The organism is Solibacillus sp. FSL K6-1523, assembly GCF_038005225.1.
Lineage (GTDB): Bacteria > Bacillota > Bacilli > Bacillales_A > Planococcaceae > Solibacillus.
The window spans coordinates 1,976,413-2,001,778 of the sequence record NZ_JBBOSU010000001.1; the positions used below are offsets into that span (position 1 = coordinate 1,976,413).

The window sequence follows — 25,366 nt, forward strand, 5'->3', positions numbered from 1 at the left end:
AATGTTCATGTTTAAAAAACGCTTTTTGACAATGGGTTTAGCGGCAGGGCTTGTCCTATCAGCATTGGCGGGTTGTACAGAAAAAGAGTCGGGTCAGTCGGATGTGGAATCTGATTCAGGTAAAGCAGTTGAACTTAGAGTTTGGTTAACACCACAGTGGAAAGGTGTTTTAGATGGTTCAGAAGAGGGAGCGGACTATGATAGCTTCTTCAAACATGCAGCAGAAAGATTTGAGAAGGAATATAAGGACCACAAAGTAAACGTCAATGTAGAAGTCGTTGCAGGTGATCAAAGGGACGAGCTGTTAAACGTAAATCTTAACGGTGGAACGCCTCCAGATGTGTTCTTTGAGAGCGTATTCGCTATGGGAGATTATGCTCACCGAGGCGCATTAGTACCTTTAAATGATATTGTGGACGATGCAGCAAAAAAAGATATCTCTCAAAACTATTGGGATAATGTAACTTTCGGTGATGATATTTATTTCTACCCATTTTCACATAACCCAGGTACTTTAGCTTATAATGCGGAAATGTTTAAAGCGGCGGGACTTGAAAAATACATTGGTGGGGAAGAAGAAATTAAAACTTGGACTCTAGCGGAGTATGAGGAAATTTTGAATGGTTTGAAAGAAAATCTACCAAAAGAAACGTATTCAAACGCATATCCAATGGGCTTATTTGCGCTTAATAATCAAGGGGATACATGGAACCTTGCGTATTTAAGAATGTTTGGCAATCAATTCTTTGATAATAACGGGCAATTAATTGTTAATGATGCAAATGGTGTGAAGGCGGCAAACTGGATGAAGGGCATTTATGATGCTGGTTTAACAAATCCAGGTGCAGAGTCTGTTTCTTCAAATGATGTAAATGCAATGTTCCAAAATCAACAGTTAGCAATTAGCTTTACGAACGCGATTTTATACAGTAACGCAATGGCTGATATGGAAAGTGGAAAAGCTCCTAAATTTGATATGAGACTTGCGAATATTCCATCTGAAAGTGGCGATCCATTATCATTCACTTATGTGACAGGTGCAAATGTTTTTGATACGAAAGACGAAACAAGAATTAAAGTAAGTAAAGATTTCGTGAAATTTATCTCAACAGATCCAGAACTAGTAAAGGCTTCTAAAAATGGCGTACCAGTAAGAACATCTGTTGCAGAAGAATTTAGTGCAGAAAAACCTTTCTTCGCAGCGTATTCAGCAAACGATCCTTACGTGTTTAATTTCACAGGGAATGTACCAGGATACAGCCAATTACGACAAGTGTTATATCCAGAACTACAAGCATTATATACAGGTGCAAAAACTGCTGAAGAAGTGGTAGAAAGCTATCAAACAAAAGGGAATAAAGTAATTGAAGAGGCAAAAGCAAATTCAGTCATTTATAAATAAAATTCTCACATGAACTATAACTTTATATCAATTTAAGCCCCTTCCAAGGGGCTTAAATTGTAGAAAGGTAAATGATGCGCATGAAAATCATCAAAGAGTCTAATAAAGAAAATATTACGGGCTATTTATTTGTCGCACCTCAAATATTGCTTTTTTTAATCTTCCTAGTTTACCCGATTATTGAAGGTATCCGATTAAGTTTATTCCAAATCAACTATCAAGATGAAATATTTGTTGGATTGGACAATTACCGAAAACTATTTAGTGATCCTGTCTTCATTCAATCGACAATTAACACCGTCATTTTTGTTGTATTTATTGTTGCATTAACGGTTGTTTTTGCCATGTTTGTATCTGCAGCTGTGTTTGATAAAAATGCGAAATATGTGTCATTTATTAGAGGGGCATATTATATTCCAGTCATGGTTTCGATGGTTGTCATGAGTATGATTTGGAGCTTTTTACTAAACCCAGCCAATGGTCTTATTCCATTTGTAGCAAGGGAATTGGAAGTTGCATCTGTGAATTTTTTAGGTGATACAAGATTGGTACTCCCTGTCATTATTTTCGTAACTTTTGCGACGAATGTTGGGCAAGCAATCATCCTGTACATAGCATCTATGATTGGCGTACCAAAGGAGCTTTTTGAAGCAGCTGAAGTAGACGGGGCAAGTCGAATGAAAGTAATTTTTAAGATTATCATTCCAATGGTCAAGCCAACAACAATCTACATCATTATTATGAACATTATTGCGGTACTTAAAATATTCGTTGTCATCCAGCTCTTAACGGGTGGAGGACCAAACAATGCCTCTACAACGCTTATGTACTACTTATATAATAATGCATTCAAATATAATCAGCTTGGTATCGCTTCGGCAGTCGGTGTCATTATGTTCTTAATTACGTTGCTACTTTCGATTCCACAGCTAAGAATTATGTTTAAGAAGGATTAGGGGTGAACAACAATGTTTAAAAAGAAGGCGAAGAAGAGAGAGAAAATCGATATTATCTTCAATATTATCGTCACATTTTTTGCTGTTCTAAGTTTATTTCCACTTTACTGGCTTGTAACAAGTTCCTTTAAAAACAGCTCGGATGTTGTGAAAATGCCGCCAGATTGGTTCCCAAAAACCTTTACTTGGAGCAACTATACAGATGTTTTTAACAATCAGCCCGCATTTACATGGACGTACAATAGTTTAGTTGTTGCTTTAGTTTCCACGTTTGCCTTAATTATTGTAAGTTCCCTTGCAGCTTATGCCTTTTCAAAGCTTCAATTTAAAGGGAAAAATATTCTGTTCATTATTTTTATATCAAGTTTAATGATTCCAAAAGAAGTCATGATTGTTCCGTTGTTTCGAATTATTCAAGACTTCGGTATGGTCAATACGTTAAGTGGGATGATTTTCCCGAACGTTGCAACGGCTTTTGGCGTATTTTTACTAAAAGGATTTTTTGATACAATACCTGATTCTTTAAGGGAAGCGGCAAAAATCGATGGCGCGAGTGAATTTAAAATCTTTTATAAAATCATGCTACCTCTAGCAAAGCCGGGGATTGGTGCCTTATTTATTCTTAACTTTGTTCAAGTGTGGAATGATTATTTATGGCAGCTTGTAGTTGGGCAAGATAAAGCTTCAAAAACGCTCATGGTGGGGGTTGCAACATTGATGCAAGATTTAAATCCAAACTTTGCTTACAAAATGGCTGGAGCAACAGTCGCAGCGATTCCGATGTTACTTATATTTATTTTCTTCCAGAAGTATTTTACAAAAGGAATTACGCTTGGATCGGATAAGTAATATTTTTTACGTGGAGATGTATGTAAATGAATAAAAAACAGGAAATTTTCAGCCGCATTCGAGGGCAATTAATTGTTTCATGTCAGGCACTGCCAGAAGAACCCCTTCATAGTCCTTTTATTATGAGTAAAATGGCTTATGCTGCAATGCTAGGAGGGGCAAAGGGGATTCGCGCCAATAGTGTGGAAGATATTAAAGAGATGAAAAAGGTCGTTGATTTGCCGATTATTGGAATTATAAAACAGGTGCATGAAGGATCAGATGTATTCATCACTCCGACGAATAAAGAGATTGAACTTCTTTACGATGAAGGTGTAGATATTATTGCACTGGATGCAACGAAAAGGATTCGACCGGATGGAAAGACGATTAGTGAAGTATTCCCTAAAATTCGAGAAACGTATAAAGAGCAAATTTTTATGGCGGATTGCTCGACTTATGAAGAAGCAAAAGAGGCGTATGAATTAGGGTTTGATTGCTTAGGCACAACGTTGAGCGGCTATACGGAATATACAAAAAATCGGTCATTACCTGATCTACAGTTAATGGAACGATTAGTGCAAGATTTTCCAATTCCAGTTATTGCAGAAGGGGGAATTTGGACGCCTGAGCAACTGAAGCATGTTTTTGAAGTAGGTGTTCATACAGCGGTAGTGGGTACGGCAATTACACGACCAATGGAAATAACTAAGCGATTTATTATTGCACTAAATGATAAATAGGGAAGATGCTTTATTGTATAAATTCTTTCCTCCAATGCAAAAAACGGCATTTATTATGCATGAAGAGATAGATGTAGAGGGTGACGAAAATGAAAATATTGGCAGCCGATATTGGTGGGACATCTATAAAAGTTGGCATCTCAAATAAAGAGGGCAGGATTGAGTTATTTCAAGAGTTCGACACGGAAAGTAAAAAAGGTGGAAAATATTTAGTTGAAAAACTAATTAAGATAATGAGCGAATTCGAGGGTTTTGATGCGATTGGCATTAGCACAGCTGGGCAGGTGGATAGCAGGGAAGGTTCGATCATTTATGCGAATGACAATATCCCAAACTATACCGGCACACAATTAAAGATGATTTTAGAAAATCATTTTAAAGTTCCCGTTAAAGTTGAAAATGATGTATATGCGGCCGCTTTAGGAGAACAAAAATTCGGGGTTGCGAAGGACTTTAATGATTTTCTTTGCTTAACATATGGTACAGGTATTGGTGGTGCCATTGTAATGAATTCTAAAATTTATAGAGGGCATAACGGTTTGGCGGCGATGTGTGGACATATCATTACCCATCCTTTTGGAAATCCGTGTAACTGTAGTAAGGCTGGTTGCTATGAAACATATGCTTCGACAACTGCTTTAATCAAGAAGGCGAGGGAAATACATCCCGATGTAATGAATGGTCGTATGTTTTTTGAACGGCTAGCTAAGGGAGATAAAAGTCTCGAAAGCATTCTGAATGACTGGGTTGAAGAAGTAGCGTTAGGCCTCACATCTCTGATTCATATTTTTAATCCACCTGCAATTATTATCGGTGGTGGCGTGATGGAGCAAGAAACAGTTGTCAATATAGTATCAAGTAAAGTCCTAGAGTTGACGATGGAGTGCTTTTCAGATGTGAAAATTATGAAAGCCTCCCTTGGAAATAAAGCGGGTCTACTTGGTGCAGTATCATTACATTTAAGTTGAAATTGAAATTGAAATTGAAATTGAAATAAAGGGAGCTCCAACATGGCAAACCAAGATATTTTTTCACTCATTCATTCGAGGTACAATGCATTTACGAACACAGAGAAGAAAGTAGCTGACTATATTCTTGAAAATATTAAAGATGTAATTTATATGTCCATCACGGATTTGGCAGATGCATGTAATGTAGGGGAATCCAGTGTATTTAGATTTTGCAAAACGATGGATTTAAAAGGATATCAAGAATTTAAAATTGTGTTAGCACATAGCATTTCTCTTGATGACGAAACACCGCAACTTTCCAACATTATTACAATGCAGGATACAATTGGCGAAATTGCATCGAAAGCGTTATCTTCAAATGTCCATGCACTGACAGAGACGTATAATTTAATGTCAGAAAAAGATATTTCCGATGCGGTTGAAAGTATGGTACAAGCAGAAAGAATTCACTTTTTTGGCGTAGGATCCTCCTTAATGACTGCAATGGAAGCAAAAAATAAGTTTATGCGAATTACGAATAAAACAGAATGCTCTCTCGACTCGCATCTTCAAGTAATGTCTGCTGCCTTAATGACAGAGAAAGATGTAGCTGTTCTCATTTCCTATTCAGGTTCAACAAAAGATACGATCGAAGTGGCAAAAGTAGCAAAAGAAAGCGGCGCAAAAATTATTTCCATCACAAGATTCGCAAAATCTCCTTTGACGAGCTACTCGGATATTACCTTGCTTTGCGGTGCAAATGAAGGACCACTTCAAGGGGGGAGTTTATCTGCAAAGATCGCGCAACTGTACCTTTTAGATTTGCTCTACTTTGAATATTTTAAACGAACGAATAAGGAAGCCGTTCCCAACAAAGAACGAACGGCTAATGCTGTTATTGAAAAAATGCTGTAAAGTGGAAATCTATGAATTTGGATATTTAAACTGTTGCGAATAGTCAGGACCATATTGACTGTTCGTAATTGTTTTATATAACAAAATATGACTTAGAAAACTGCTTTTTTAACTATAATTAACTGAAAATTCAAAACTCTTAGGGGGTTATAGTGAAATTAAGCGATTGAGTGATATTTTGAACTAAAAAATGAGGAGGAGTTTATTTGAAAAAAGGATTATTCGTAACGGCAATGGCATCTTTATTGATTTTAAGTGGGGGTATTGGTGGACAAGTAAGTGCTGCTGAGGGTGGAAAACCAGTAGAAAGAATCGTTTGGGAACATGCAGGACAGTTAGAAGCACAAAAGGGATTTGATAAAAATATTGGAACTGCAGGCGTTTTAGCTGGGTCTTATAAGGATTATGTCATCGTTGGGGGAGGGGCAAATTTCCCTTACGAAACGGTTTTAGATGGGGGTGCAAAGCAACATTACTCGGATATCTATGTATTAAAGAAGAGTAATAATAAATTAACAATGGTCGAGCATACAAATCTTGATCATGAGATTGGCTATGGATCTTCCGTAACGACTGACGATGGGGTTTATTACATTGGAGGTAGCCCAGAAAAAGAATTCGCAGATGACATTACATTGCTAACTGTGGACAAAAAAAATAAACTAAACGCAAAAAAAGTAGGCGATTTACCATTTACGATTAGTGATGGAATTGCAGCTGAAAAAGATGGGAAATTGTATATTGGACTGGGCAAACAAGATGGAAAAGAGAGCAATAAATTATATGAATATGATTTAAAAACGTCAAAAACACGTGAATTAGCCTCTATTCCAGGAGAAGCGGTGCGCAATCAAAGTGTGGCGCAAATTTTAAATGGACAGTTGTACGTATTTAGTGGTGGAGGATCTATCGCGTATACAGATGGTTATAAATACAATATTGAAAAAAATACGTGGTCAAAAGCTTCTTCAGTAAAAGTGGGCAAAAAAGAAATTTCATTATTAGGCGCAAACTCAGTCAAATTAAATAAAGATGAAATGATGGTCATTGGCGGGTTCAATAAAGAAGTATATGATCATGCCGTAAAAAATTTGGGCACATTACAAGGGGATGACTTAGTAGCTTTCAGAACGAAATACTTCACGACAGACCCTGTTGATTTCAATTGGAATAAAGATATTTTAATTTATAACGCTAAAAATGATACTTGGAGATCAATAGGGAAAGTTCCGTTTGATGCACCTTGTGGGGAAGGTCTCGTTTTAATGAAGGATACGATTTATTCAATCAATGGCGAAACGAAACCAGGAGTAAGAACAAATGCTATTTATTCGGGAACAATCCTCTCGAAGTAAATTAAGTTTAGGTGGAAATACTCGACATTGATTAGAAAAAATTATAATCATCCCCTGTTCTTATTTAAAGAGAATAGGGGATTAAGTTTTGAATGAGATTATAGTAAGGAAATTTTATCGTTATCCGACAGAAAACTCCTTCTTCAAGTGCTGTATTTACAGATTGCGGGTATTCTTTTACAAACTCGATTATTCATTCATAAATTGAATAAAATCATTTTTATAAAAAGCATTAAGGATACATGATTGCTTTTCCTTATTTTCTAAAAATTTATGTTCTTGGGGAAACTCATTTTCAACGTTTAATCGAATAAATGGTAACTTTTGTTGGGCTTTTTGAGAGCGGATATTGACAGTTCTTGCACCTGCAAACACGACATCTAATCGAAGTTCTTCAAACGCTAGTTTTAACATGTCTATTTTAGAAAGTAAATTGTATCCTTGTCCCCAATATTCATAGCCAATCCAACTACCGATATGACAACTATTCTTCGCGCGATCGATGAACATTAGAGATGTGACGCCAATCAATTTCCCTTCCTCATTTAAAATAAGACGTGAAACAGTTTTACCGTTCTTTTCATCTTCTAACATACGATAATTAAACTCTTTTGTATCCTCAATTGTTTGATCCGGTAACCCGAGTGCATTTTTTACTTCTGGTGCTTGTGATAAGCGGTGAATATCAAATGCAAATTGATTATCATGCTTGATTAATTTAATTGTTTTCATAAATCTTTTCTCCTATTCATTTTACTATTAACCGAAAAACCTTATTTAGGGATTATAGCATAATTATATGGAGTGGTAATGGCAACAAGTGAGATTGACTACTATTTCTACGATTATTAATATCTTTTCAAAGTGTTGTATACCATGATGGAACAAAATTGTGAATGTGAAGGCGTATGAAGCAACCCCAGTAGATACTACAGGCGCAGGGGATACGTTTACTAGGGCATTTACGTAGGCTATCACGAGCGGAAATTCACTACTTAAAAGTATTAAAATTGGCAATTTATGCGCTGCTACATCAATTGAAAAGCTTGGTGCGCAAGATGGAATACCGTTACTTAAAGAAATCAATTACGCCTCGGCGTAATTGACTTACATAATGTAGAGTAACTTCAGCCCATTCTCTATAGATTTTTGAAACGAAAGAAAAAGTCCATTGCGCGGAAAAAAATTTCTATTATAATCAGAAAAATCATATTATTTTTAGAAGAAAGAGAAAAGAGGGATGATCATGGTCAATGTGACGCTTTTTATTATTACATGTGTGCTATTAATTATTTTACCTGGCCCAGATACGGCGATTGTGACGAAAAATACGGTTGTCGGTGGGCGTAATGCGGGTATGCAAACGATGATTGGCTCGTGTCTTGGCTTAGTCATTCATACGATTGCAGCGGTGGCAGGCTTGTCGGCTATTATCGTAAAATCAGCTATCGCATTTTCGACTTTAAAATACGTCGGTGCAGCTTATCTTTGTTATTTAGGAATTCGGACGTTGATGAATATGCGCGCAAAGAAAAATCAAGTGGATGAAGAAATCCTCGTAGTGGCGAAGGGAAATTCTTTTTTTAAACAAGGTTTTATTACGAATATTACGAATCCGAAAGTGGCAGTGTTTTTTCTAACATTTTTACCACAGTTTTTAGCGCTAGGCAGTGAGCCATTTTGGTCATTTTTATTGATGGGCGTCATTTATACGGTGTTGACGTTACTTTGGTTTGTTCTCTATGTATTTTTACTTGGGATTATCCGCAATTTCATGAAACGTCCAGCAACGCAATCAGTCATTGAAGTGTTGACAGGAAGTGTATTAATCGGCTTTGGAATGAAGCTGGCGTTGGAAAAAACAAATGGATGACCAAGGCAGTAATGCTAGCGGGTTTTAGCTAGTGTTGCTGTTTTTTTTGCGGGTCATTATGCAGCCTAAATAAGGGAACGTATAATTCTGGAAGGTCATATATTAAATGAAAACAAAGTAATCGACGAAAATTAGGAGTGTGTGTATGTCAGCGATGACTGGACAACAGTATATTGACCGTATTGATGCATTGAAAACATATATTTCGATAGATGGGGAGGTTGTCGCAGGGAAAGTTTCGGAGCATCCAGCATTCAAAGGGATTATGCAAAGCCAGGCAAAGCTGTTTGATTTACAGCATCGAGATGGACTGAAAGATGTGATGCTGTATTTGTCCCCAATGAGTGGTGAACACGTTGGGATGTCGTTTTTACAGCCAATAACGAAGGAAGATTTAGTGAAGCGGAGACATGCGGCACGGGAATGGGCGTTATCGCATCATGGTTTCATGGGACGTAGCCCGGATTATATGAATACGACCTTAATGGCACTTGCATCAGCAGCGGACTTTTTGAAAGGGAAGCCGAATTGTTTTCCGGAGCATTTACTTCAATTTTATGAATATGCACGCGAACAAGATTTGACGATGACTCATACATTTATTGAGCCACAAGTAAATCGACAAAAGTTTTATTTTGAAGAGGATGAAGTGACAATTGCAGCAAAAATAGTAAATAAAACGAGTGAAGGTTTAGTAATAAAAGGGGCTAGATTGCTTGCTACTCAAGGTGGAATTACGGATGAATTACTTGTTTTATCAACAAATGGCTATGATGAAGGAAAAGGCTTTTGCTTTTCAATCCCGAGTAATACAAAAGGATTGAAGTTCCATTGTCGGCAATCATTTGTCGGAGGAGCGTCCACGTTTGATCATCCGTTAAGTAGTCGCTTTGAAGAAATGGATGCGATTGTTGTATTTGATGATGTTGTTGTACCGTGGCATCGGGTATTTTATTACGATAATATTGGAGTGGCCAATCAGTTTATGAATGTAAGTGGATTCCAAGCGTTTTCCTTGCATCAAGTATTGTCGCGGCAAATTACTAAGACAGAATTTGTTTTAGGGGTTGTGCAATCGATTGTTGACACGATCAATATTGGCAATTATCAGCATGTTCAGCAAAAGGTTGTCGAAGTAATTGTCGCTTTAGAAACGATGAAGGCGCTATTGCTAAAGTCAGAGGAAGAGGCGAAACGGGATGGCTTTGGCTATTTAAGACCAGATCATCCGACGCTGCAAGTAGCGATTCAAATTTTCCCAAAGGTATATCCGACCTTTACGGAAATTATTCAATTGCTCGGTGCCAGTGGTTTAATGTCCATCCCAACTGAGAAGGCCTTTCAAGCTGATGACGGTGATTTGGAGCAGTATTTACAGTCAGCTCTTGACGGGGGAGAGGAGCGGGTGAAAAAATTTCGTCTCGCTTGGGATTTAACGATGAGTAGTTTCGGCACAAGGCAAACGCTATACGAACGCTTTTTCTTTGGTGATCCAGTGCGCTTATCGAGCAATTTGTATCAATCATATAGCAGAGAACATCTAGTGAAGCGGATGGAAGACTTTTTACGGAAGTCATAGTGTTTTAGAAAATAGTTTGTGAAATCGTCCTGATTTTGCAAGCTATTTTTTTTTTGGATATCCATCAAACTGGCGATTCTATCCGTCACATTTCAAGTTCTAACCGTTTGCCTAATGGAATAGTCAAAAAATCAAGTGAGTGGTAAAATTAGGTATAAACAAATTTTTCCGGAAAAAATATTATTCGAGGTGACGACAATGACTATTCGAAAAGCAACGATGCAAGACGCACAAGGAATTGCAAAAGTACATGTAGATAGTTGGCGTACTACATACAAAGGAATCTTACCATCAAGTTTTTTAGATAATCTTTCTTATGTTAAACGGGAAGAGTTATGGCGAAATAATATTGCCGTTGAAAAAAACGTTGTATTAGTGGCGGAAAATGAAAAAGGTGAGATTGTCGGCTTTGCAGATGGCGCCACAAGGGAAACTAATTTAGTGCCAAATGCAAGCGACCTAACCACAATTTATTTATTAGAGCAATATCAAGGGCGGGGAATTGGCAAAAAGCTATTGAAGGAAATGATGCTATCGTTCAAGGAAAGGCAGTTTCAAACAATTTACGTTGACGTATTAGCCGACAATAAAACGCGCTATTATTATGAATATTATGGTGCGGAGTATGTGAAATCCGTCCCATTAACCATTGGTGGAACGGTCGTAGAGGAAGCGATTTATGTCTGGAAAGATGTAAATGCTGTAATTGAAAAGCTAAGTAAATAAACGATAGAAATGGGGATTTTTCATGAAATGGGAACAACTGCTAATTGAAACAGCGCGCGGAACATTTGAAATCTTTAAAACGGGGCAAGGGCAGCCGATAGATTTAGTCCACTTTTCTAACTTGCTTTGTTCGATTTGAAGGAGGTTTAATTGTGAGTCAGAAATTGAAGTTGATCGGTCTTTTGCTATTGCCCTTATTATTGTATGTAGTAGGTTTGATAGCTTATTTTTCTGATACGATTAATAGTTTTGTATTCCTTCCACTAATAATGGTTGGGCTAACTTTATCTATTATTTTCGTTATTCTATTTAAAAAACAGCAAAATATATTTTTAGCGATAGCCATTCTCTTGGTGATATTATTCCTGTTTGAGCTGCGTCTAGTATCATACGAAGCGAATACATATATAGCCATGAGTTACATGGAGCCTATCGAGGTAGTTGAAAAATCGGGAATCTATGTGATGGCAGTTTCAACAACGAACGTACCATATATTGAAGACCCTAAATACATGATTGAGTCATTGGAATACACGCAGCATAGAGAAGTTTTGGAATATGAATCGGTAACAAACCGAATACGTTACTTTTCCAAAAACAATGAATTACTCGGCTACATCGGATTCAAGACGAACGATTTTAATGATATGAAAAGTAATGTAAATGCCTATTTGCAGTCCGATTCACCGAGCATCAAAAATTTCTTTAATCGAGAAGATTTAGAAGGGGATAGTGCAGGGTTAGCGCTAGCATTAAGCGGACTTTATGAAAAAGGGCAGCTGGAAAATACATTGTCATTAGCTGTGACAGGTGCAATTGATAACAAGGGGAATGTATCCGCAATTGGTAGTGTCATTTCTAAAATACTCATAGCAGAAAAAAATAATATGCCTTATATCATTTTACCAATCGGAAATGAAGTCGAAGCTCAAAAAGTTAAGCTAGAGAAAAAGTTGAAAATTGAAATCATTGCGGTTGAACATATAGATGAAGCAGTGAAAGAAATTGAGAAAATCAATGTGTCGAATTATGCTACAATAAAATTAATATAATAGCAGCTAGGTTATATGATCTGCACTAGTAGTTGAAATATCTTTATGATAAATAATGGGCCCTTATCAAACATGTACTTGACTTAAAATAAATCCGACTATACGTAAGCGTTCGATTATAGTGATATGTGTTGGCAAGTACAGGCTATGGTGTAGAGTCAAAAAAAGGAGAGGTTTTATTAGTTATGTTTAAAAATTTTTTCGGCAAGTATGTAGTAACTTTCTTGGTGTTACTGTTACTAATCCCTATTTTAACAAATCAAAAAGCTACAGCTAATTCACTACCTAAAAATGAAATGCGTGCAGCCTGGATTTCAACAATCAATAATATTGATATGAAGTCAGGTATGAGTCAAGCCCAATATATGCAATGGGCTCAAAAAACTTTAGACAAATTAAAAGCTGATAACTTTAATACTGTTATTTTTCAAGTTAAGCCATTAAATGATGCACTGTATCCGTCTAAGCTTGCTCCGTGGTCAGCGTACATAACAGGCAAAAAACAAGGGACCAACCCGGGTTTTGATCCATTGCAAATTATGCTGGACGAAGCACATAAGCGAGGCCTAGAACTTCATGCTTGGGTAAACCCATATAGGATCACTATGCCTTCACATTCTTTGTCTGATTTAACTACTGACAATGTAGCGCGCAAAAATCCTAGTTGGGTAGTGAAATACGGTAAACAATACTACTTAAATCCTGGTTTGCCAGAAGTACAAAATTACTTAGTATCAACTGTCAGAGAATTAGTAAGCAACTATGATATCGATGCTGTACATATGGATGATTACTTTTATCCTTATAAAATTAAAGGTGAGAATTTTCCAGATCAACAAACTTTTAAAAAATATGGTGGCTCTTTCAAAAATATTGAAGACTGGCGCCGAGATAATGTAAATCAATTAGTAAAAAAGGTTTATGCAAGCATTAACGATATTAAACCACATGTTCAATATGGCATATCTCCGTTTGGCATTTGGCGCAACAAAGGGCAAGATGCTACAGGTAGTAACACAAATGGCATGAGTAACTACAGTGACCTCTATGCGGATACAAGACAGTGGATGAAAGATGGCAGTATCGATTACATTACTCCCCAAATCTATTGGTCTAGAAGTCATAAAGTAGCCAATTACTCTGTTTTATTAGATTGGTGGGGAAAAGAAGTTGAAACGTACGCAATAGCCCATCCTGTCAATCTGTATATTGGGACGGCCGATTATAAAGTTGGCAATGACGCAGATGCTGCATGGAAAAATAAGACGGAACTTGCCAGCCAAGTAATCGACAACAGAGCAAATAAAAATGCTCAAGGACAAATGCATTTTTCTCTAAGAAGCATTAACAATAACGGACTTGGCTATGCTGCTAATCTAAAACAGCAACTATACAATACTAAAGCTTTAACACCTGCAACTTTTTGGAAAGACCCTACAGTACCGATGCATCCATCCGATGTTAAATTGAGTAAAGAGACCTCTGGCATGAAGCTTGCTATTACAGATGAAAATAGTACGCAACCAAGGAAATATGTCATATACCGATTTGATGGAGTAGAAGAAGGATCATATGAAGATGTTAAAAATATAGTAGACGTAGTTTATAACACAAAAGGGAATACTGTTTATGTAGATACTACTGCAAACAAGAATAAAGTGTACACATATGGCATAAAGGCACTATCTGCTACAGGTGTGGAAAGTGAAACCACTTTTGTTTTAAAAGACGGAATACCTATGTACCCAGCCGCTGAAGAGCTAGAGTAACCCCTACAAGCCATCCATACTATGAGGCGATTAGGAAACTTCAACAAGCGGGCATCATAGACGGCTCAAACGGTGCATTTAATCCAAACGTATCGCTAACGCGTGCGCAACTGGCAAAAATACTTGTACTCGCATTTAGTATCACACCAAGTGGGACAAGTACCTTCCAAGATGTTCCGAAAACGCATTTATTCAAATTGTCGAATTCACTATACAACATATTTTAAAATAAGCGTCAATTCAGTGCTTTAGTACCTATTTGACGCTTATTAATATTTAAGTAGCATATCAATTTTGACAACTAGCCTTTTACGTTTGAAAAATTAGGTGCAGCAACATAACAATTAGTTTCTTCGAGTTTTAGAAAAAAAGATAAACCCTAAAAGTACAATCGCAAAAATTCCTAAACCTCGATAAATGTATTGGGTGAAATCTTCTTTGTATGTGTATTCGCCATCTCGATTCGCTTTTATAAATTGACCATTTTCATCTTGAACTGCGATGGCGATCATCGGATCAACATCCTTGATAGAATAATATTTCGTCCCTTTTGGATAGACATTTGAGAAATTGCCGCCATATGATTCCATATCTGAATACGCAGTTACTTTGCCGATTTTTTTATCAATATCCGTAACTGTCTCCTTGCTAATTACATAAATATGTTCATCCCAAACGACAAAAGAATAAACCCAACTTGTTGCATTCGCCGTGAATGGAAATAATGAAGCGGTTAAAATACTTATTGCTACTACGAAAGGTAAAAAAGTTTTAGAATGCAAATTTACACACTCCCGATATAGTTGATAGTAATAAGACTTATTATATTGAATCATTAGGGAAATTGCACAATTAATTGACAGGATATTGGAAATTAACGTATGGTAATTATAGTAAATAACGCTTTAAAGGGGTAAATAATGACAACAACCAATTTTGAAGAATATGATGATCCAATTTTATATGACAAAGAGAATGATGCATATTTGCTTGAAATCCCATTGTTATTAAAATGGGCAGCAGAAAAGCAAGGTCCCATTATTGATTTAGCTTGTGGAACCGGGAGAGTAACGATTCCATTAGCGAAAAATGGATTGGAAATGATCGGGGTAGACTTACATAGAGGGATGCTAAATGAAGCACGCAATAAATCCGAGCTGCTTGGTTTACCGATTGAATGGATTGAGCAAGATTGTACGAAGCTAAGTTTAGTTACCAAAAGCAATCTAATTTATTCAGTCGGCAATTCGTTTCAGCATTTCCTTACGAATAAAGCGCAGGATGAATTACTAACCTCAGTAAACAATCATTTAGAGCTTGGCGGAGTTTTTATTTTTGACACTAGATTCCCAAGTGTGGAGGAGTTGCTACAACCCGCAAATGAAGAATATTGGAAATCGTACACCGACCTTGAACCCCAGCAAACAGTGGATGTTTTTACGATTAGTAACTATGATTCCTTAGATCAAGTTCAACATTATACGACAATAAGGAAATATAAAAACGAAAATGGTCAAATCATAAACGAAAAAAGGACAAATATTCGTTTACGCTACGTATTTCCAAAAGAAATGGAAAGACTTTTACACGCGCATGGTTTTGAAATTCTTCACCTATACAAGGATTGGGAAGAAACGCCCATAACAAATGATAGTTATGAGATGGTTTATGTTTGTAAGAAAATGAGGGAACATTCCGCATAACAGCCTAAAAAATAAGGAAACCAACTATTATAGAGAAAAAATAAAAATTTGTATTTTATTTAGAGGGCTATTAAAATTCTATTACATAAAATTATCGAAACCTTCTAAAAAGGTGGTGATATTCGGAAAAATCCCTAATTATCACTACTTTTTTCTATTATTAAAGCAACCTTATAAAAAAAATAGCGTCTGTTCTTTTCTAACTGGGAGTAAACTGCTATTATGGGTATAGTGTGACAACAGTCAGTGAATTATGAGAGTGGTGAAATTGAATGGATGAACAAAAGAAAGATGGGGAACAACACGAACAAAATGAACAACAAGCACAAGTCGTAAAGCCTGCGGGTAAATTTTTACAACTGAAACCATTTGCGTTCATTATGATCCTGTTCCTAACAATTTTGGTCACTGCTGGACTAACAATTTTTGCCTTAACATTTGGTGAGAAAAAGGTTGTTGAAGTAAAGGTACCAGTAGAACGAGCAGAATTTAAAAAATTATATGAAGCGTATGATAAATTAAATTCAAAATATTACGTTGAAATTGATCAAGAAAAAGTGCTTTATGGCGCGATTAACGGAATGTTTGATGCGCTTGGTGATCCTTATTCGGATTATATGAATCAGGAAGAAGCGAAATCATTTAATGAAAGCTTATCTTCTAGCTTCCAAGGAATTGGTGCTGAAATTCAAGAACGTAATGGATACATTATGATTGTATCACCGATTAAAAATACACCAGCTGAAAAAGCGGGACTTCAACCAAAAGATATGATTCTTGCGGTTGATGGGAAAAGTGTTAAAGGGTTGAGCGCAACAGAAGCAGTACTTTTAATCCGTGGCGAAAAAGGGACAAATGTTACACTAAAAGTTCAACGCGGTGATGCAGAGCCGATGGAATTTACATTGGTTCGAGCGGATATTCCAGTAGAAACGGTTTATGGTGATATGGGCGAGGATAAAATTGCACATATTCAAATTACCTCATTTAGTGAAGATACAACAAATGAGTTAGATAAGCTGTTGAAGGAATATGAAAATCTTGGGATGAAAGGAATCGTCCTTGATGTCCGTCAAAATCCAGGTGGCTATTTAAATGGAGCCATTGAAATTTCCAATATGTTTGTAGAAGAGGGCAAGGCAATCGTTCAAATTGAAGAACGTGACGCAGCGCCACAAACGATCTTTGCTGAAAAGGGTCCAAAATATCAATTACCTATTACGGTACTCATTGATGAAGGAAGTGCATCTGCTTCAGAAATTTTAGCAGCGGCATTAAGTGAATCAGCAGGTGCCAAAATTGTTGGATTAAAATCGTTTGGTAAAGGCACAATGCAAGAAGTCATTTATTTAGAAGATGGTGCGAATCTGAAATTTACTACAGGTAAATGGTTAACACCAAAAGGCAATTGGATTAATGAAAAAGGAATCAAACCAGATGTAGAAGTGAAGTACCCTGATTATGCTTCGTTATCTTATATTGATCCAAAGCAACAATATGAAGTAGGTTCAGAAAATGCGGTCATTACTTCTGCAGAACGAATTTTAGAAGTATTAGGCTATTCACCTGGAACTGTGGATAAAATTTTCGATGAAGAAACAGAAAAAGCATTGAAACAATTCCAAGAAGCGAATACTTTAGAAGTAAACGGCATTCTAACTGGAGAAACAACGTATGCTTTACTCGATGCGATCAGTCAAAAGTTAAAAACAGATGACCCGCAAATTGTAAAAGCGAAGGAAATATTAGGCGTGACACCAGTGGAAGAAGAAACAACAAGTAATTAATTCGAACGAACAAAATAAATGGGCTGGTACGGGATGTTTTATTTCATCTTGTTGCCAGCCTATTGTTATAGGAAGTGATTGGATGAAGGACGTATATTTATTTAGTGGATTTTTGGGAAGCGGTAAAACATCGATGTTGACGGATGTCATCAGGCAATTGAAGGGAAAGGGATTAAAACCAGCTGTTATTATGAACGAACTTGGTAAGCTGCCCTTTGACTCCCAAGCAGTGGAAGAGGATGTACCATTAAAAGAAATGCTCGAAGGATGTATTTGTTGTACGGGTTCTGAGAAGACAGAGGCGCAAATACAGTCATTACTACATGATCAGGAGTTTGATGTACTCATTATCGAAACAACGGGCGCAGCGCATCCTGTAGAGGCATTAGACGCGGTATACTCCCCAATTTTTGCAGGGCAACTTAATATTAAAGGGATTATTACCGTTGCAGATAGTAAATTATGGCTTGACCGGGCGAGTTTAACACCACAAATCCGTTCATTATTTATGGAACAAATTCGCCATGCGCATTTATTACTAGCAAATAAAATGGATTTACTAACAGAGTCCAAGCAAGCTCAAGTAGTATTGGAATTGCAAGGGGTAAATCCGAGTGCCTTTATTTTACAAACGACAAATGGACGAGTACCGCTTCATTTACTAGAGAAAATGCAATCAACTGCGAGGGTTTCGAAAGATGAAATTGTTTCGGCGCGCATCGGGAAAAGCTTCAATTTAGGCTCTAGACTTGTAGAATTCAAAGGAAGCTTTACACAGGAACAGTTTGAAGATTGGGTACGCATACTGCCAGACACAGTTTATCGAATGAAAGGTTTTGTGCCAATTGAAGGTGTAAAAAATCCAATGTTGTTCCAATATGCATACGGAATGGTGCAATGGCTACCAGAGTTCATCAAAATGCCCGCAAACTTAGTGATAATCGGGGAAAATATAGAAAGTTTACATGTTATTGGGGATGAAGATTAATCCGTCAACCCCTTTTGAAATGTAATAATCTCTTACATTGGCAAATTTTATAGTGAAAATAGATAGGGAAATACAATAAAAAAGGCTTATAGATTGGTAGATGGCGTCATTACCAATTTATAGGCCGTTTTTTTTTTGAATTGTATTTTACGATAGGAGCATGAAAGGAGGCGTACAAAGTGAAAAAACAGTTTATGACATTTTGTGCAGTAATACTTTTAGCAACGCAAGCACCAATTGCCAATGCATCGGAAGCTACCCCGAAATCACCAGAGTTACCGAAGCGCGGCTACAACCATCAGTTAGCAACATACAATCCATATGAAATGGTGAAATTTAAATATAATGAAATGACGAGTTTAGAAGATTCGTCGATGATTGCAGTTTCTTACTATGGTTTGAAATTACAAATTCCGAAAGTAAATTGGGGGCAAATTGTAAAACCAAGTCAGAAACCAAATTGGAATTTGATTGTAAAACCAGAGTGGAAGCCAAGTGAAAAGCCAGTTTGGAAACCAGAGTGGAAGCCAAGCGAAAAACCAGTTTGGAAACCAGAGTGGAAGCCGAGTGAAAAACCAGAAGATAAACCAGTGGACAAGCCGAGTGAAAAACCAGAAGATAAACCAGTGGACAAGCCGATCGAAAAACCAGAAGATAAACCAGTGGACAAGCCAATCGAAAAACCAGAAGATAAACCAGTGGACAAGCCGAGTGAAAAGCCAGAAGATAAACCAGTGGACAAGCCAATCGAAAAACCAGAAGATAAACCAGTGGACAAGCCGATCGAAAAACCAGAAGATAAACCAGTTGATAAGCCGATCGAAAAACCAGAAGATAAGCCAAGCGAAAAACCAGAAGATCAACCTGTAGTAAAACCAGGTGAACCAGAGGGTGATAAGCAAGAACAAGGCTCATCAACAATTGATGCAATCGAAGCAAAAGTTGTAGAATTAACAAATGTGGAACGTGCGAAAAGCGGGTTAAAACCACTTCAAATTGATCGTCCGTTAATGGCGTCGGCACGTGAAAAATCGCAGGATATGAAAATTAATAATTACTTTTCACATACATCACCGACATGGGGAAGCCCATTTGATCAATTAAAGAAGCGAGGTATTTCATATAGTTCAGCAGGTGAAAATATCGCAAAAGGTCAACAAACTGCAGAAAAAGTAGTGGAAGGTTGGATGAATTCAGCTGGACACCGTGCCAATATTTTAGATGGTAACTATACGCATATTGGTGTGGGTTATGTGAAAGATGGTAACATTTGGACGCAACAATTTATAAAAAAATAAGCACACTTACAACCTACTTCTAATATGGAAGTAGGTTGTGTTTATTTTTCAGAGGAGTATATTGCGTAAAATGAAGCAAATCATTTATAGTAATTTAGACCTTAAAATAGCTGTGCATACATTCAATTTATGATATATCGCCATTTTTTCTCGCATTAGGATTTTTTTGAACGTAGTAATTGTGCTACAATATCGTTATAGACAAGCATATGGTAACTTAACGTGCTTGTTAACTTTTTTAAATTAAAAGAAGAAAAGGCATGGATTCAAAAAACATGGCATAAAATTATAAAAGAGAATTGATTGTGTTAGGAGTAAACGTATGAAAGAAAAGACAATTATATTAACAGGTGGGGGAACAGCTGGGCACGTTTCTTTAAATGAAGCAATTATTCCGTCACTTATTGAAGCTGGTTATAACGTTCACTATATTGGTTCACATGATGGAATCGAAAAAGAATTAATTGGGAATGCGTTTCCCGAGTTACCTTACCATAGCATTTCGAGTGGGAAATTACGCCGCTATTTTTCAATGAAAAACTTTAGTGATCCGTTCCGCGTATTAGCGGGGGTTGTGCAAGCATTTACGATAATAAAAAAAATAAAGCCCTCGATTATTTTCTCTAAAGGTGGATTTGTATCTGTTCCAGTTGTCATGGCAGCTAAGCTTGCGAATGTACCCGTTGTCGTGCATGAATCGGATGTAACACCAGGGTTAGCCAATAAATTAGCGTTGCCATTTGCTTCTCATATTTTTACTGTTTTTAAAGAGACGATGAAGCATTTACCTAATGACAAAGCAACGTGTACGGGATCCATTATCCGTCAACAATTATTTGATGGCGATAAAGCGCGCGGGTTAGCCTATTGTGGTTTCACTGATGAAAAGAAAGTGTTGTTAGTGATGGGTGGAAGTTTAGGCTCTGTCGTAATTAATGATGCACTACGCGAAAATCTCGATGAATTATTAAAAGATTATCAAATTATTCATCTTTGCGGTAAGGGGAATGTGGATAGTCGTTTGACGTCATTGTCAGGATACAAACAATTTGATTATGTGACGACGGAATTACCTGATTTACTCTATGCTTCTGATTATATTGTATCAAGAGCGGGTTCAAATTCTATTTTTGAATTTTTAGCACTGCATAAACCGATGCTGTTAATTCCATTATCTGCAGCGAAAAGTAGAGGGGATCAAATTTTGAATGCACGGTTATTTAAAAAACAAGGTTTTGCAGATATTTTAGATGAAGAATCGATATCAAAGTCGTCATTTTTACGTGCGATTAAAAACTTAGAAGCGCATGCCGATGAAATGCAAGATCGCATGTTTGATGTAGAACACCCAAAAACTCCAGCAGAAATGGTGTCGTTAATTACACAGTATGAGATTTAAAACGCAAATAATGGCATTCTGACTTATCGTCGGAATGCCATTATTTTTAATTTTACATTGCTTGCTCTTCTTCATCACTTTGCGTATGAGCAGTTGTAATATAGAATAAATCTTTCGGTATTTTAAATAGATGAAATTTTATCTCACCTAGATTAATTTGTTCGAAAAGGATTGGATTTGTCTGTTCCGCATCAATGACATAAGGTAATTTTAATGCGGCAGCTTTTGAACGTTCATTTTCTTTGCGAATTCGCAGAAACACGGTGTTGAAGTCATACTCAAAAAAGAGTTCGTTTAAAAAGGCTAATTTCGCTTTCTGATTATAGCCTAATCCTTGGTATGGCTTGCCAATCCATGTACCTAAAAATCCAGCGCCATCTTGAATATCAAAAATACTAATGGTACCAATCGGAATGCCCCACTCATCAGTAATTGTTCTAGAAATGGCTTTTTCGTTAATTTCTTCTTCCATTAATTGTTTTGTCATAAATAGATATTCTTCAGCAGAAGTTGCTTTTTGTCGAACAAAAGGAAATACAGCAGGATGTTTTATGAGTTCATATAGTTCTGCAGTTTCGTATAGTTCTCGTTGTTTTAACATGTGAAACGCCTCCTTTTAAGGAAAATGGTAGAGCCTGTTTGAAAGTGTTAGAAATGCAAGTTTTTCTAAAATAGAAAAACTTTTTAGTGGATAAAAGATTACTCATATTGGAAAATCCACATAAGGAATGGCAGTCACTTAATCAATATTGATTGAGTGGTGTTTTTCTAATCACAAGGCAGTAGTCATTTCGAACTTGATCCAATCTAAAAGAAATAGACGTTAAACTATGGCGTTGGCTTCCGTTGTAGCGATCTATACTTGGCTTTGAAAAACAATATCGAAATAAGATTATTACTGTTATTTTATAATAAAATAAACTCACTTAGCAAGTAGAATACTCGAAAAAACAATTATTTACTCGAGAAAGTTGATTTGTTCAGATTAGTCAAAAAACGAAAAAGGTGAGATTAGTTGTCGTTTTAAGGTAGAGATATTATATGTAATAGAAAGGTGAGTTTATGCTTTGTAAAGTAGTGAAGGTTGGAGGATAAGGGAATCCGATTATTTATACGAATCATTATATGAGCAGAAGTTAGATTGGGTTCATTTAACTTAATTCAGCATTCATCCCCTACTTCTATAAGTGGGGGATGAATGCCAAAAAGGCAATTCTATTCAGTGGGGGTTCAAACCCCGGCTGAATCAAGTTAAGCCCCGGCGGATGCCACAGATTTTTAAGGGAAGTTTTTCGAGCGAGCTCGAAAAAATCTGGACGCAATTACGCCGAGGCGTAATTGATATTTTATCACGAGAAGATCCATTCATTGAGTGTGCTCAAAAAAGTTGAACAAGAGTTTGTGAAGGTGGAATGGATATTAAAAAGCCATTTTTCTTGTTGGTATAAGTGGAAGTTATTGTTACCTGCTATTCGAAGACCATATAGTTGTATGGACATACGAACGTGGTGTAGGATTTATAAAACATATATTGTCCAGCAATAATGTTTTTTTACAGGAACCGTAAAATAAAGTTGTTTAATTTAATAGGAAAAAGTTGCTATAAAAGAACAAGTGATTTCGTGCAATATATGGTAATCGGAATAAATACGTTTGACAACCGATCCGATTATTATTGGGAATCCAAAAAAGTGTTTCCTATGAATTGGAAAATTTAAATGGCGAAAGTCAGATAATTAGTTGTGAAATATTGGATGAAATTGTACAATGTTAAAAATGGAATAAAAATGTAAAGTTAAAATGAAGAATTTACTGGGCTAAAATAGAGGGTTAGGGGGGCGAAAATGACTAGCTTAGTCTATACATTTGAACAATTAAATATGCTTTTTAAAAATAGTCGCGATGCGGTATTTTACATGGAAAAAATAGACGATGATTACAAGTATATTTATTTAAATATGGCAGCGATGAAATTAATTGAAATGGATCCAATTGGAACAACAGTTAGTCATTCAATACCTCCTCATTTATCCAAAAATATTATATATTATTACAATCTATCGCTTGAAAAAAGAGAGCAAGTTGATTTTGAAGATTTTACGTATAAAAGATTGGAAATTCGCAAGCAAAAAACATCTGTTATCCCGATTGAAGAAGGGGATAATCGATTTATTCTAGCAACAACTAAGGACGTTTCCATTGATCGTGATATTGAAGACAAATACTTGTTTATGCGCTCGGTATTTTATAAATCTTTTTTGTCTACCGTATTAATTTCGACGGATTTTCAATTGCTCGAAGCCAATCCGAAATTTATTGAAGAATTTAATATACAACTAGATGATATGCAAGGGGGAAATATCCTTAATTCACCAATTCTTGATAAAGAAAGCGCCCCTTTATTAAAAAAATATATAACACAGGCTCAAAACGGTGCAAATATTACATCTAAAATGCTCTATCTTATAGATAAAGATAATGTACGTAGATGTTTTACGGCGACATTCTCATCGCTCACAAGCAATGATCAAGTCATTGCAGTTTTCGTGATTATGCAAGAGATTACGCAATTCATTCAACAGGAAGAAGCGTTAAAAACGACATCGCATGGATTTGAAACATTTAAAGAGGCGATGAACTCTGCTGCGGACGTGATTCTTGCAGATATAGAGGGCAAGATTCTTGAAGTGAATGACCGGGTTGTTCAAAATACAGGATACACACGTGAGGAATTGTATGGCGAATCGCATACTATTTTCAATTCGGGTATTCATTCAGATGATTTCTTTAATGATTTATGGACAACTGTAAATACAGGTGAGGTTTGGCGCAATGAAGTTTGCAATCGCAAGAAAGATGGGGATACGTATTGGGTAGATTCCACTATTATCCCTATGTTAAATGAGTTTGGGGAAATCCATCAGTTTTTAACGATTCAATTTAATATTTCTATGAAAAAGAAAATGATGTCTGAGCTTTACAAGGTGGAACGAACTTTCCGGGCGATTACAGAAAACACGAATGATTTTATCGTAGTGACAGATTTAACGGGTAGAATCAAATATGCCTCACCCTCATATATCAGAAAATTAGGTTATTTGGAAAGCGAGCTGATGGACAAGTCCTATGAGCAATTATTATGTGAGGAAAGCTTAGAAAAATGGCAGCAAATCATTTCGCAAACGAGTCCTAATTATAACGTAGAAAATAAAATTGAATTGCTGCTCCAAACAAATGAAGCTGAAAGAATATGGACGGAAGGGAACTATACGATTACGAATGACTTTTCTCAAAATGAAATTATTATGGTTTCCCGTGAAATTACTGAACGTAAAGAATTAGAAAATAAGCTGATGTTTATGGCCTATCATGATAGCCTGACACATTTGCCAAATCGCCGTTTATTAAATAAGGAATTCATCCCGATTTTGGAGAAGGCGAATGCCAACTTTAAAGCGATTGCCCTATTTTATATTGATGGGGACAACTTCAAAAAAGTAAATGATGATTTCGGACATGACATTGGGGATGAGTTTTTGACGGAATTTGGACAAGCTCTTGTCAGAAGTGTCAAATGTGATGACTTAGTCGTGCGCTTAGGAGGCGATGAATTTTTAATCGTCATTACCGAATTATCTCGTTATGAGGAAGTTCGTCTGCAACAAGTAGAAAATTATGTGGAAAGTATTCGAGATACATTAAAAATAGGTTGGGAAATTCGAGGTCATCATTTCTCGCCAACATCCTCAATCGGCATTTCCATGTATCCAGAGCATGGCGATACATTAGATGAATTGATTGATTTAGCAGATCGCGCTTTATATAAAGCAAAGCAGATTTGTAAAAATAATTATCAAATTTGCGATGTCGTATCGAGGGTTTAAAGTGGAATTGGAAATGGATATCATTTATTAAAGCTTGTTGTACATGTAAAGTGTACACAAGCTTTTCTTTTTGTTTCGGAAAGTAAATTCATGTTAACAGATCGATTAACATGTTAAGATTAGTGGACAAAGCCACATTTTAAATAAGTTGTGAGGTAA

At 36.4% G+C, this 25,366-nt stretch carries 22 protein-coding genes; 19 read left to right on the plus strand and 3 right to left on the minus strand.

What is annotated here, in order from left to right:
* The first annotated feature begins 7 nt into the window (after positions 1-7).
* The 7 genes from MHI10_RS09385 to MHI10_RS09415 all read left to right on the plus strand — a co-directional run bounded on the left by MHI10_RS09385 (position 8) and on the right by MHI10_RS09415 (position 7,149).
* A complete protein-coding gene (locus MHI10_RS09385) occupies positions 8-1,402 on the plus strand; it encodes an ABC transporter substrate-binding protein (RefSeq protein ID WP_340784901.1) in 1,395 nt (464 codons plus the stop codon).
* Positions 1,403-1,473: 71 nt separating this feature from the next.
* Positions 1,474-2,358, plus strand: a complete 885-nt coding sequence (locus MHI10_RS09390; protein WP_340784903.1) for a carbohydrate ABC transporter permease — start codon at positions 1,474-1,476, stop codon at positions 2,356-2,358.
* A gap of 12 nt (positions 2,359-2,370) precedes the next feature.
* Entirely contained in the window at positions 2,371-3,207 is an 837-nt protein-coding gene (locus MHI10_RS09395) for a carbohydrate ABC transporter permease (protein ID WP_340784904.1), read from the plus strand.
* Between the two features lie 26 nt (positions 3,208-3,233).
* Positions 3,234-3,929, plus strand: a complete 696-nt coding sequence (locus MHI10_RS09400) for an N-acetylmannosamine-6-phosphate 2-epimerase (RefSeq protein WP_340784906.1) — start codon at positions 3,234-3,236, stop codon at positions 3,927-3,929.
* 89 nt (positions 3,930-4,018) lie between these two features.
* A complete protein-coding gene (locus MHI10_RS09405; RefSeq protein ID WP_340784908.1) occupies positions 4,019-4,897 on the plus strand; it encodes an ROK family protein in 879 nt (292 codons plus the stop codon).
* A 42-nt stretch (positions 4,898-4,939) separates the two neighbouring features.
* Positions 4,940-5,794 (plus strand): MurR/RpiR family transcriptional regulator, encoded by an 855-nt coding sequence (locus MHI10_RS09410; RefSeq protein ID WP_340784910.1) that lies wholly within the window; start codon positions 4,940-4,942, stop codon positions 5,792-5,794.
* A 206-nt stretch (positions 5,795-6,000) separates the two neighbouring features.
* Positions 6,001-7,149, plus strand: coding sequence for a cyclically-permuted mutarotase family protein (locus MHI10_RS09415; protein WP_340784911.1), 1,149 nt, complete (start codon positions 6,001-6,003; stop codon positions 7,147-7,149).
* Positions 7,150-7,338: 189 nt separating this feature from the next.
* Here the strand turns inward: MHI10_RS09415 and MHI10_RS09420 are convergent, their stop codons facing one another.
* Positions 7,339-7,881 carry a GNAT family N-acetyltransferase gene (locus tag MHI10_RS09420; protein WP_340784914.1) on the minus strand — a complete coding sequence of 181 codons (543 nt, stop codon included), beginning with the start codon at positions 7,879-7,881 and terminating at the stop codon, positions 7,339-7,341.
* Positions 7,882-8,395: 514 nt separating this feature from the next.
* Between MHI10_RS09420 and MHI10_RS09425 the strand changes: the two genes are divergently transcribed.
* From MHI10_RS09425 to MHI10_RS21415, 6 genes are all read left to right on the plus strand, one after another.
* Entirely contained in the window at positions 8,396-9,022 is a 627-nt protein-coding gene (locus MHI10_RS09425) for a LysE family translocator (protein ID WP_340784915.1), read from the plus strand.
* Between the two features lie 145 nt (positions 9,023-9,167).
* Entirely contained in the window at positions 9,168-10,601 is a 1,434-nt protein-coding gene (gene hpaB / locus MHI10_RS09430; RefSeq protein WP_340784916.1) for a 4-hydroxyphenylacetate 3-monooxygenase, oxygenase component, read from the plus strand.
* Positions 10,602-10,799: 198 nt separating this feature from the next.
* A complete protein-coding gene (locus MHI10_RS09435; protein ID WP_340784917.1) occupies positions 10,800-11,327 on the plus strand; it encodes a GNAT family N-acetyltransferase in 528 nt (175 codons plus the stop codon).
* A 152-nt stretch (positions 11,328-11,479) separates the two neighbouring features.
* On the plus strand, positions 11,480-12,379 hold the full coding sequence (locus MHI10_RS09440; RefSeq protein WP_340784918.1) for a S16 family serine protease: 900 nt from the start codon (positions 11,480-11,482) through the stop codon (positions 12,377-12,379).
* Between the two features lie 131 nt (positions 12,380-12,510).
* Positions 12,511-14,148, plus strand: a complete 1,638-nt coding sequence (locus tag MHI10_RS09445; protein ID WP_340784919.1) for a glycoside hydrolase family 10 protein — start codon at positions 12,511-12,513, stop codon at positions 14,146-14,148.
* Between the two features lie 56 nt (positions 14,149-14,204).
* Positions 14,205-14,375: a hypothetical protein gene (locus MHI10_RS21415; protein WP_445683216.1), complete on the plus strand. Its 171-nt coding sequence runs from the start codon at positions 14,205-14,207 to the stop codon at positions 14,373-14,375.
* A gap of 117 nt (positions 14,376-14,492) precedes the next feature.
* On the opposite strand, the gene MHI10_RS09450 is transcribed toward MHI10_RS21415, so the two are convergent.
* Positions 14,493-14,930, minus strand: coding sequence for a hypothetical protein (locus tag MHI10_RS09450; RefSeq protein ID WP_340784920.1), 438 nt, complete (start codon positions 14,928-14,930; stop codon positions 14,493-14,495).
* A gap of 138 nt (positions 14,931-15,068) precedes the next feature.
* On the opposite strand from MHI10_RS09450, the gene MHI10_RS09455 reads away from it, so the two are divergent.
* From MHI10_RS09455 to MHI10_RS09475, 5 genes are all read left to right on the plus strand, one after another.
* Positions 15,069-15,851 (plus strand): class I SAM-dependent DNA methyltransferase, encoded by a 783-nt coding sequence (locus MHI10_RS09455; protein WP_340784922.1) that lies wholly within the window; start codon positions 15,069-15,071, stop codon positions 15,849-15,851.
* 272 nt (positions 15,852-16,123) lie between these two features.
* The gene (locus MHI10_RS09460; protein ID WP_340784926.1) at positions 16,124-17,638 is read left to right on the plus strand and encodes a lmo1851 family serine protease; all 1,515 of its coding nucleotides are present in this window, start codon (positions 16,124-16,126) and stop codon (positions 17,636-17,638) included.
* Between the two features lie 82 nt (positions 17,639-17,720).
* Positions 17,721-18,626 carry a CobW family GTP-binding protein gene (locus MHI10_RS09465; RefSeq protein WP_340784929.1) on the plus strand — a complete coding sequence of 302 codons (906 nt, stop codon included), beginning with the start codon at positions 17,721-17,723 and terminating at the stop codon, positions 18,624-18,626.
* A 179-nt stretch (positions 18,627-18,805) separates the two neighbouring features.
* Positions 18,806-19,924, plus strand: coding sequence for a CAP domain-containing protein (locus MHI10_RS21420; RefSeq protein WP_445683180.1), 1,119 nt, complete (start codon positions 18,806-18,808; stop codon positions 19,922-19,924).
* Positions 19,925-20,246: 322 nt separating this feature from the next.
* A complete protein-coding gene (locus MHI10_RS09475; RefSeq protein WP_340784931.1) occupies positions 20,247-21,323 on the plus strand; it encodes an undecaprenyldiphospho-muramoylpentapeptide beta-N-acetylglucosaminyltransferase in 1,077 nt (358 codons plus the stop codon).
* Positions 21,324-21,375: 52 nt separating this feature from the next.
* On the opposite strand, the gene MHI10_RS09480 is transcribed toward MHI10_RS09475, so the two are convergent.
* On the minus strand, positions 21,376-21,924 hold the full coding sequence (locus tag MHI10_RS09480; RefSeq protein WP_340784932.1) for a GNAT family N-acetyltransferase: 549 nt from the start codon (positions 21,922-21,924) through the stop codon (positions 21,376-21,378).
* 1,243 nt (positions 21,925-23,167) lie between these two features.
* Between MHI10_RS09480 and MHI10_RS09485 the strand changes: the two genes are divergently transcribed.
* The gene (locus tag MHI10_RS09485) at positions 23,168-25,207 is read left to right on the plus strand and encodes a diguanylate cyclase domain-containing protein (protein WP_340784934.1); all 2,040 of its coding nucleotides are present in this window, start codon (positions 23,168-23,170) and stop codon (positions 25,205-25,207) included.
* The last annotated feature ends 159 nt before the right edge of the window (positions 25,208-25,366 follow it).

Coding starts and splice junctions, on each gene's coding strand:
- MHI10_RS09385 (WP_340784901.1), top strand. CDS start 8: ATGTTTAAAAAACGCTTTTTGACAATGGGTTTAGCGGCAGGGCTTGTC.
- MHI10_RS09390 (WP_340784903.1), top strand. CDS start 1,474: ATGATGCGCATGAAAATCATCAAAGAGTCTAATAAAGAAAATATTACG.
- MHI10_RS09395 (WP_340784904.1), top strand. CDS start 2,371: ATGTTTAAAAAGAAGGCGAAGAAGAGAGAGAAAATCGATATTATCTTC.
- MHI10_RS09400 (WP_340784906.1), top strand. CDS start 3,234: ATGAATAAAAAACAGGAAATTTTCAGCCGCATTCGAGGGCAATTAATT.
- MHI10_RS09405 (WP_340784908.1), top strand. CDS start 4,019: ATGAAAATATTGGCAGCCGATATTGGTGGGACATCTATAAAAGTTGGC.
- MHI10_RS09410 (WP_340784910.1), top strand. CDS start 4,940: ATGGCAAACCAAGATATTTTTTCACTCATTCATTCGAGGTACAATGCA.
- MHI10_RS09420 (WP_340784914.1), bottom strand. CDS start 7,881: ATGAAAACAATTAAATTAATCAAGCATGATAATCAATTTGCATTTGAT.
- MHI10_RS09425 (WP_340784915.1), top strand. CDS start 8,396: ATGGTCAATGTGACGCTTTTTATTATTACATGTGTGCTATTAATTATT.
- hpaB (WP_340784916.1), top strand. CDS start 9,168: ATGTCAGCGATGACTGGACAACAGTATATTGACCGTATTGATGCATTG.
- MHI10_RS09435 (WP_340784917.1), top strand. CDS start 10,800: ATGACTATTCGAAAAGCAACGATGCAAGACGCACAAGGAATTGCAAAA.
- MHI10_RS09455 (WP_340784922.1), top strand. CDS start 15,069: ATGACAACAACCAATTTTGAAGAATATGATGATCCAATTTTATATGAC.
- MHI10_RS09460 (WP_340784926.1), top strand. CDS start 16,124: ATGGATGAACAAAAGAAAGATGGGGAACAACACGAACAAAATGAACAA.
- MHI10_RS09465 (WP_340784929.1), top strand. CDS start 17,721: ATGAAGGACGTATATTTATTTAGTGGATTTTTGGGAAGCGGTAAAACA.
- MHI10_RS09475 (WP_340784931.1), top strand. CDS start 20,247: ATGAAAGAAAAGACAATTATATTAACAGGTGGGGGAACAGCTGGGCAC.
- MHI10_RS09480 (WP_340784932.1), bottom strand. CDS start 21,924: ATGTTAAAACAACGAGAACTATACGAAACTGCAGAACTATATGAACTC.
- MHI10_RS09485 (WP_340784934.1), top strand. CDS start 23,168: ATGACTAGCTTAGTCTATACATTTGAACAATTAAATATGCTTTTTAAA.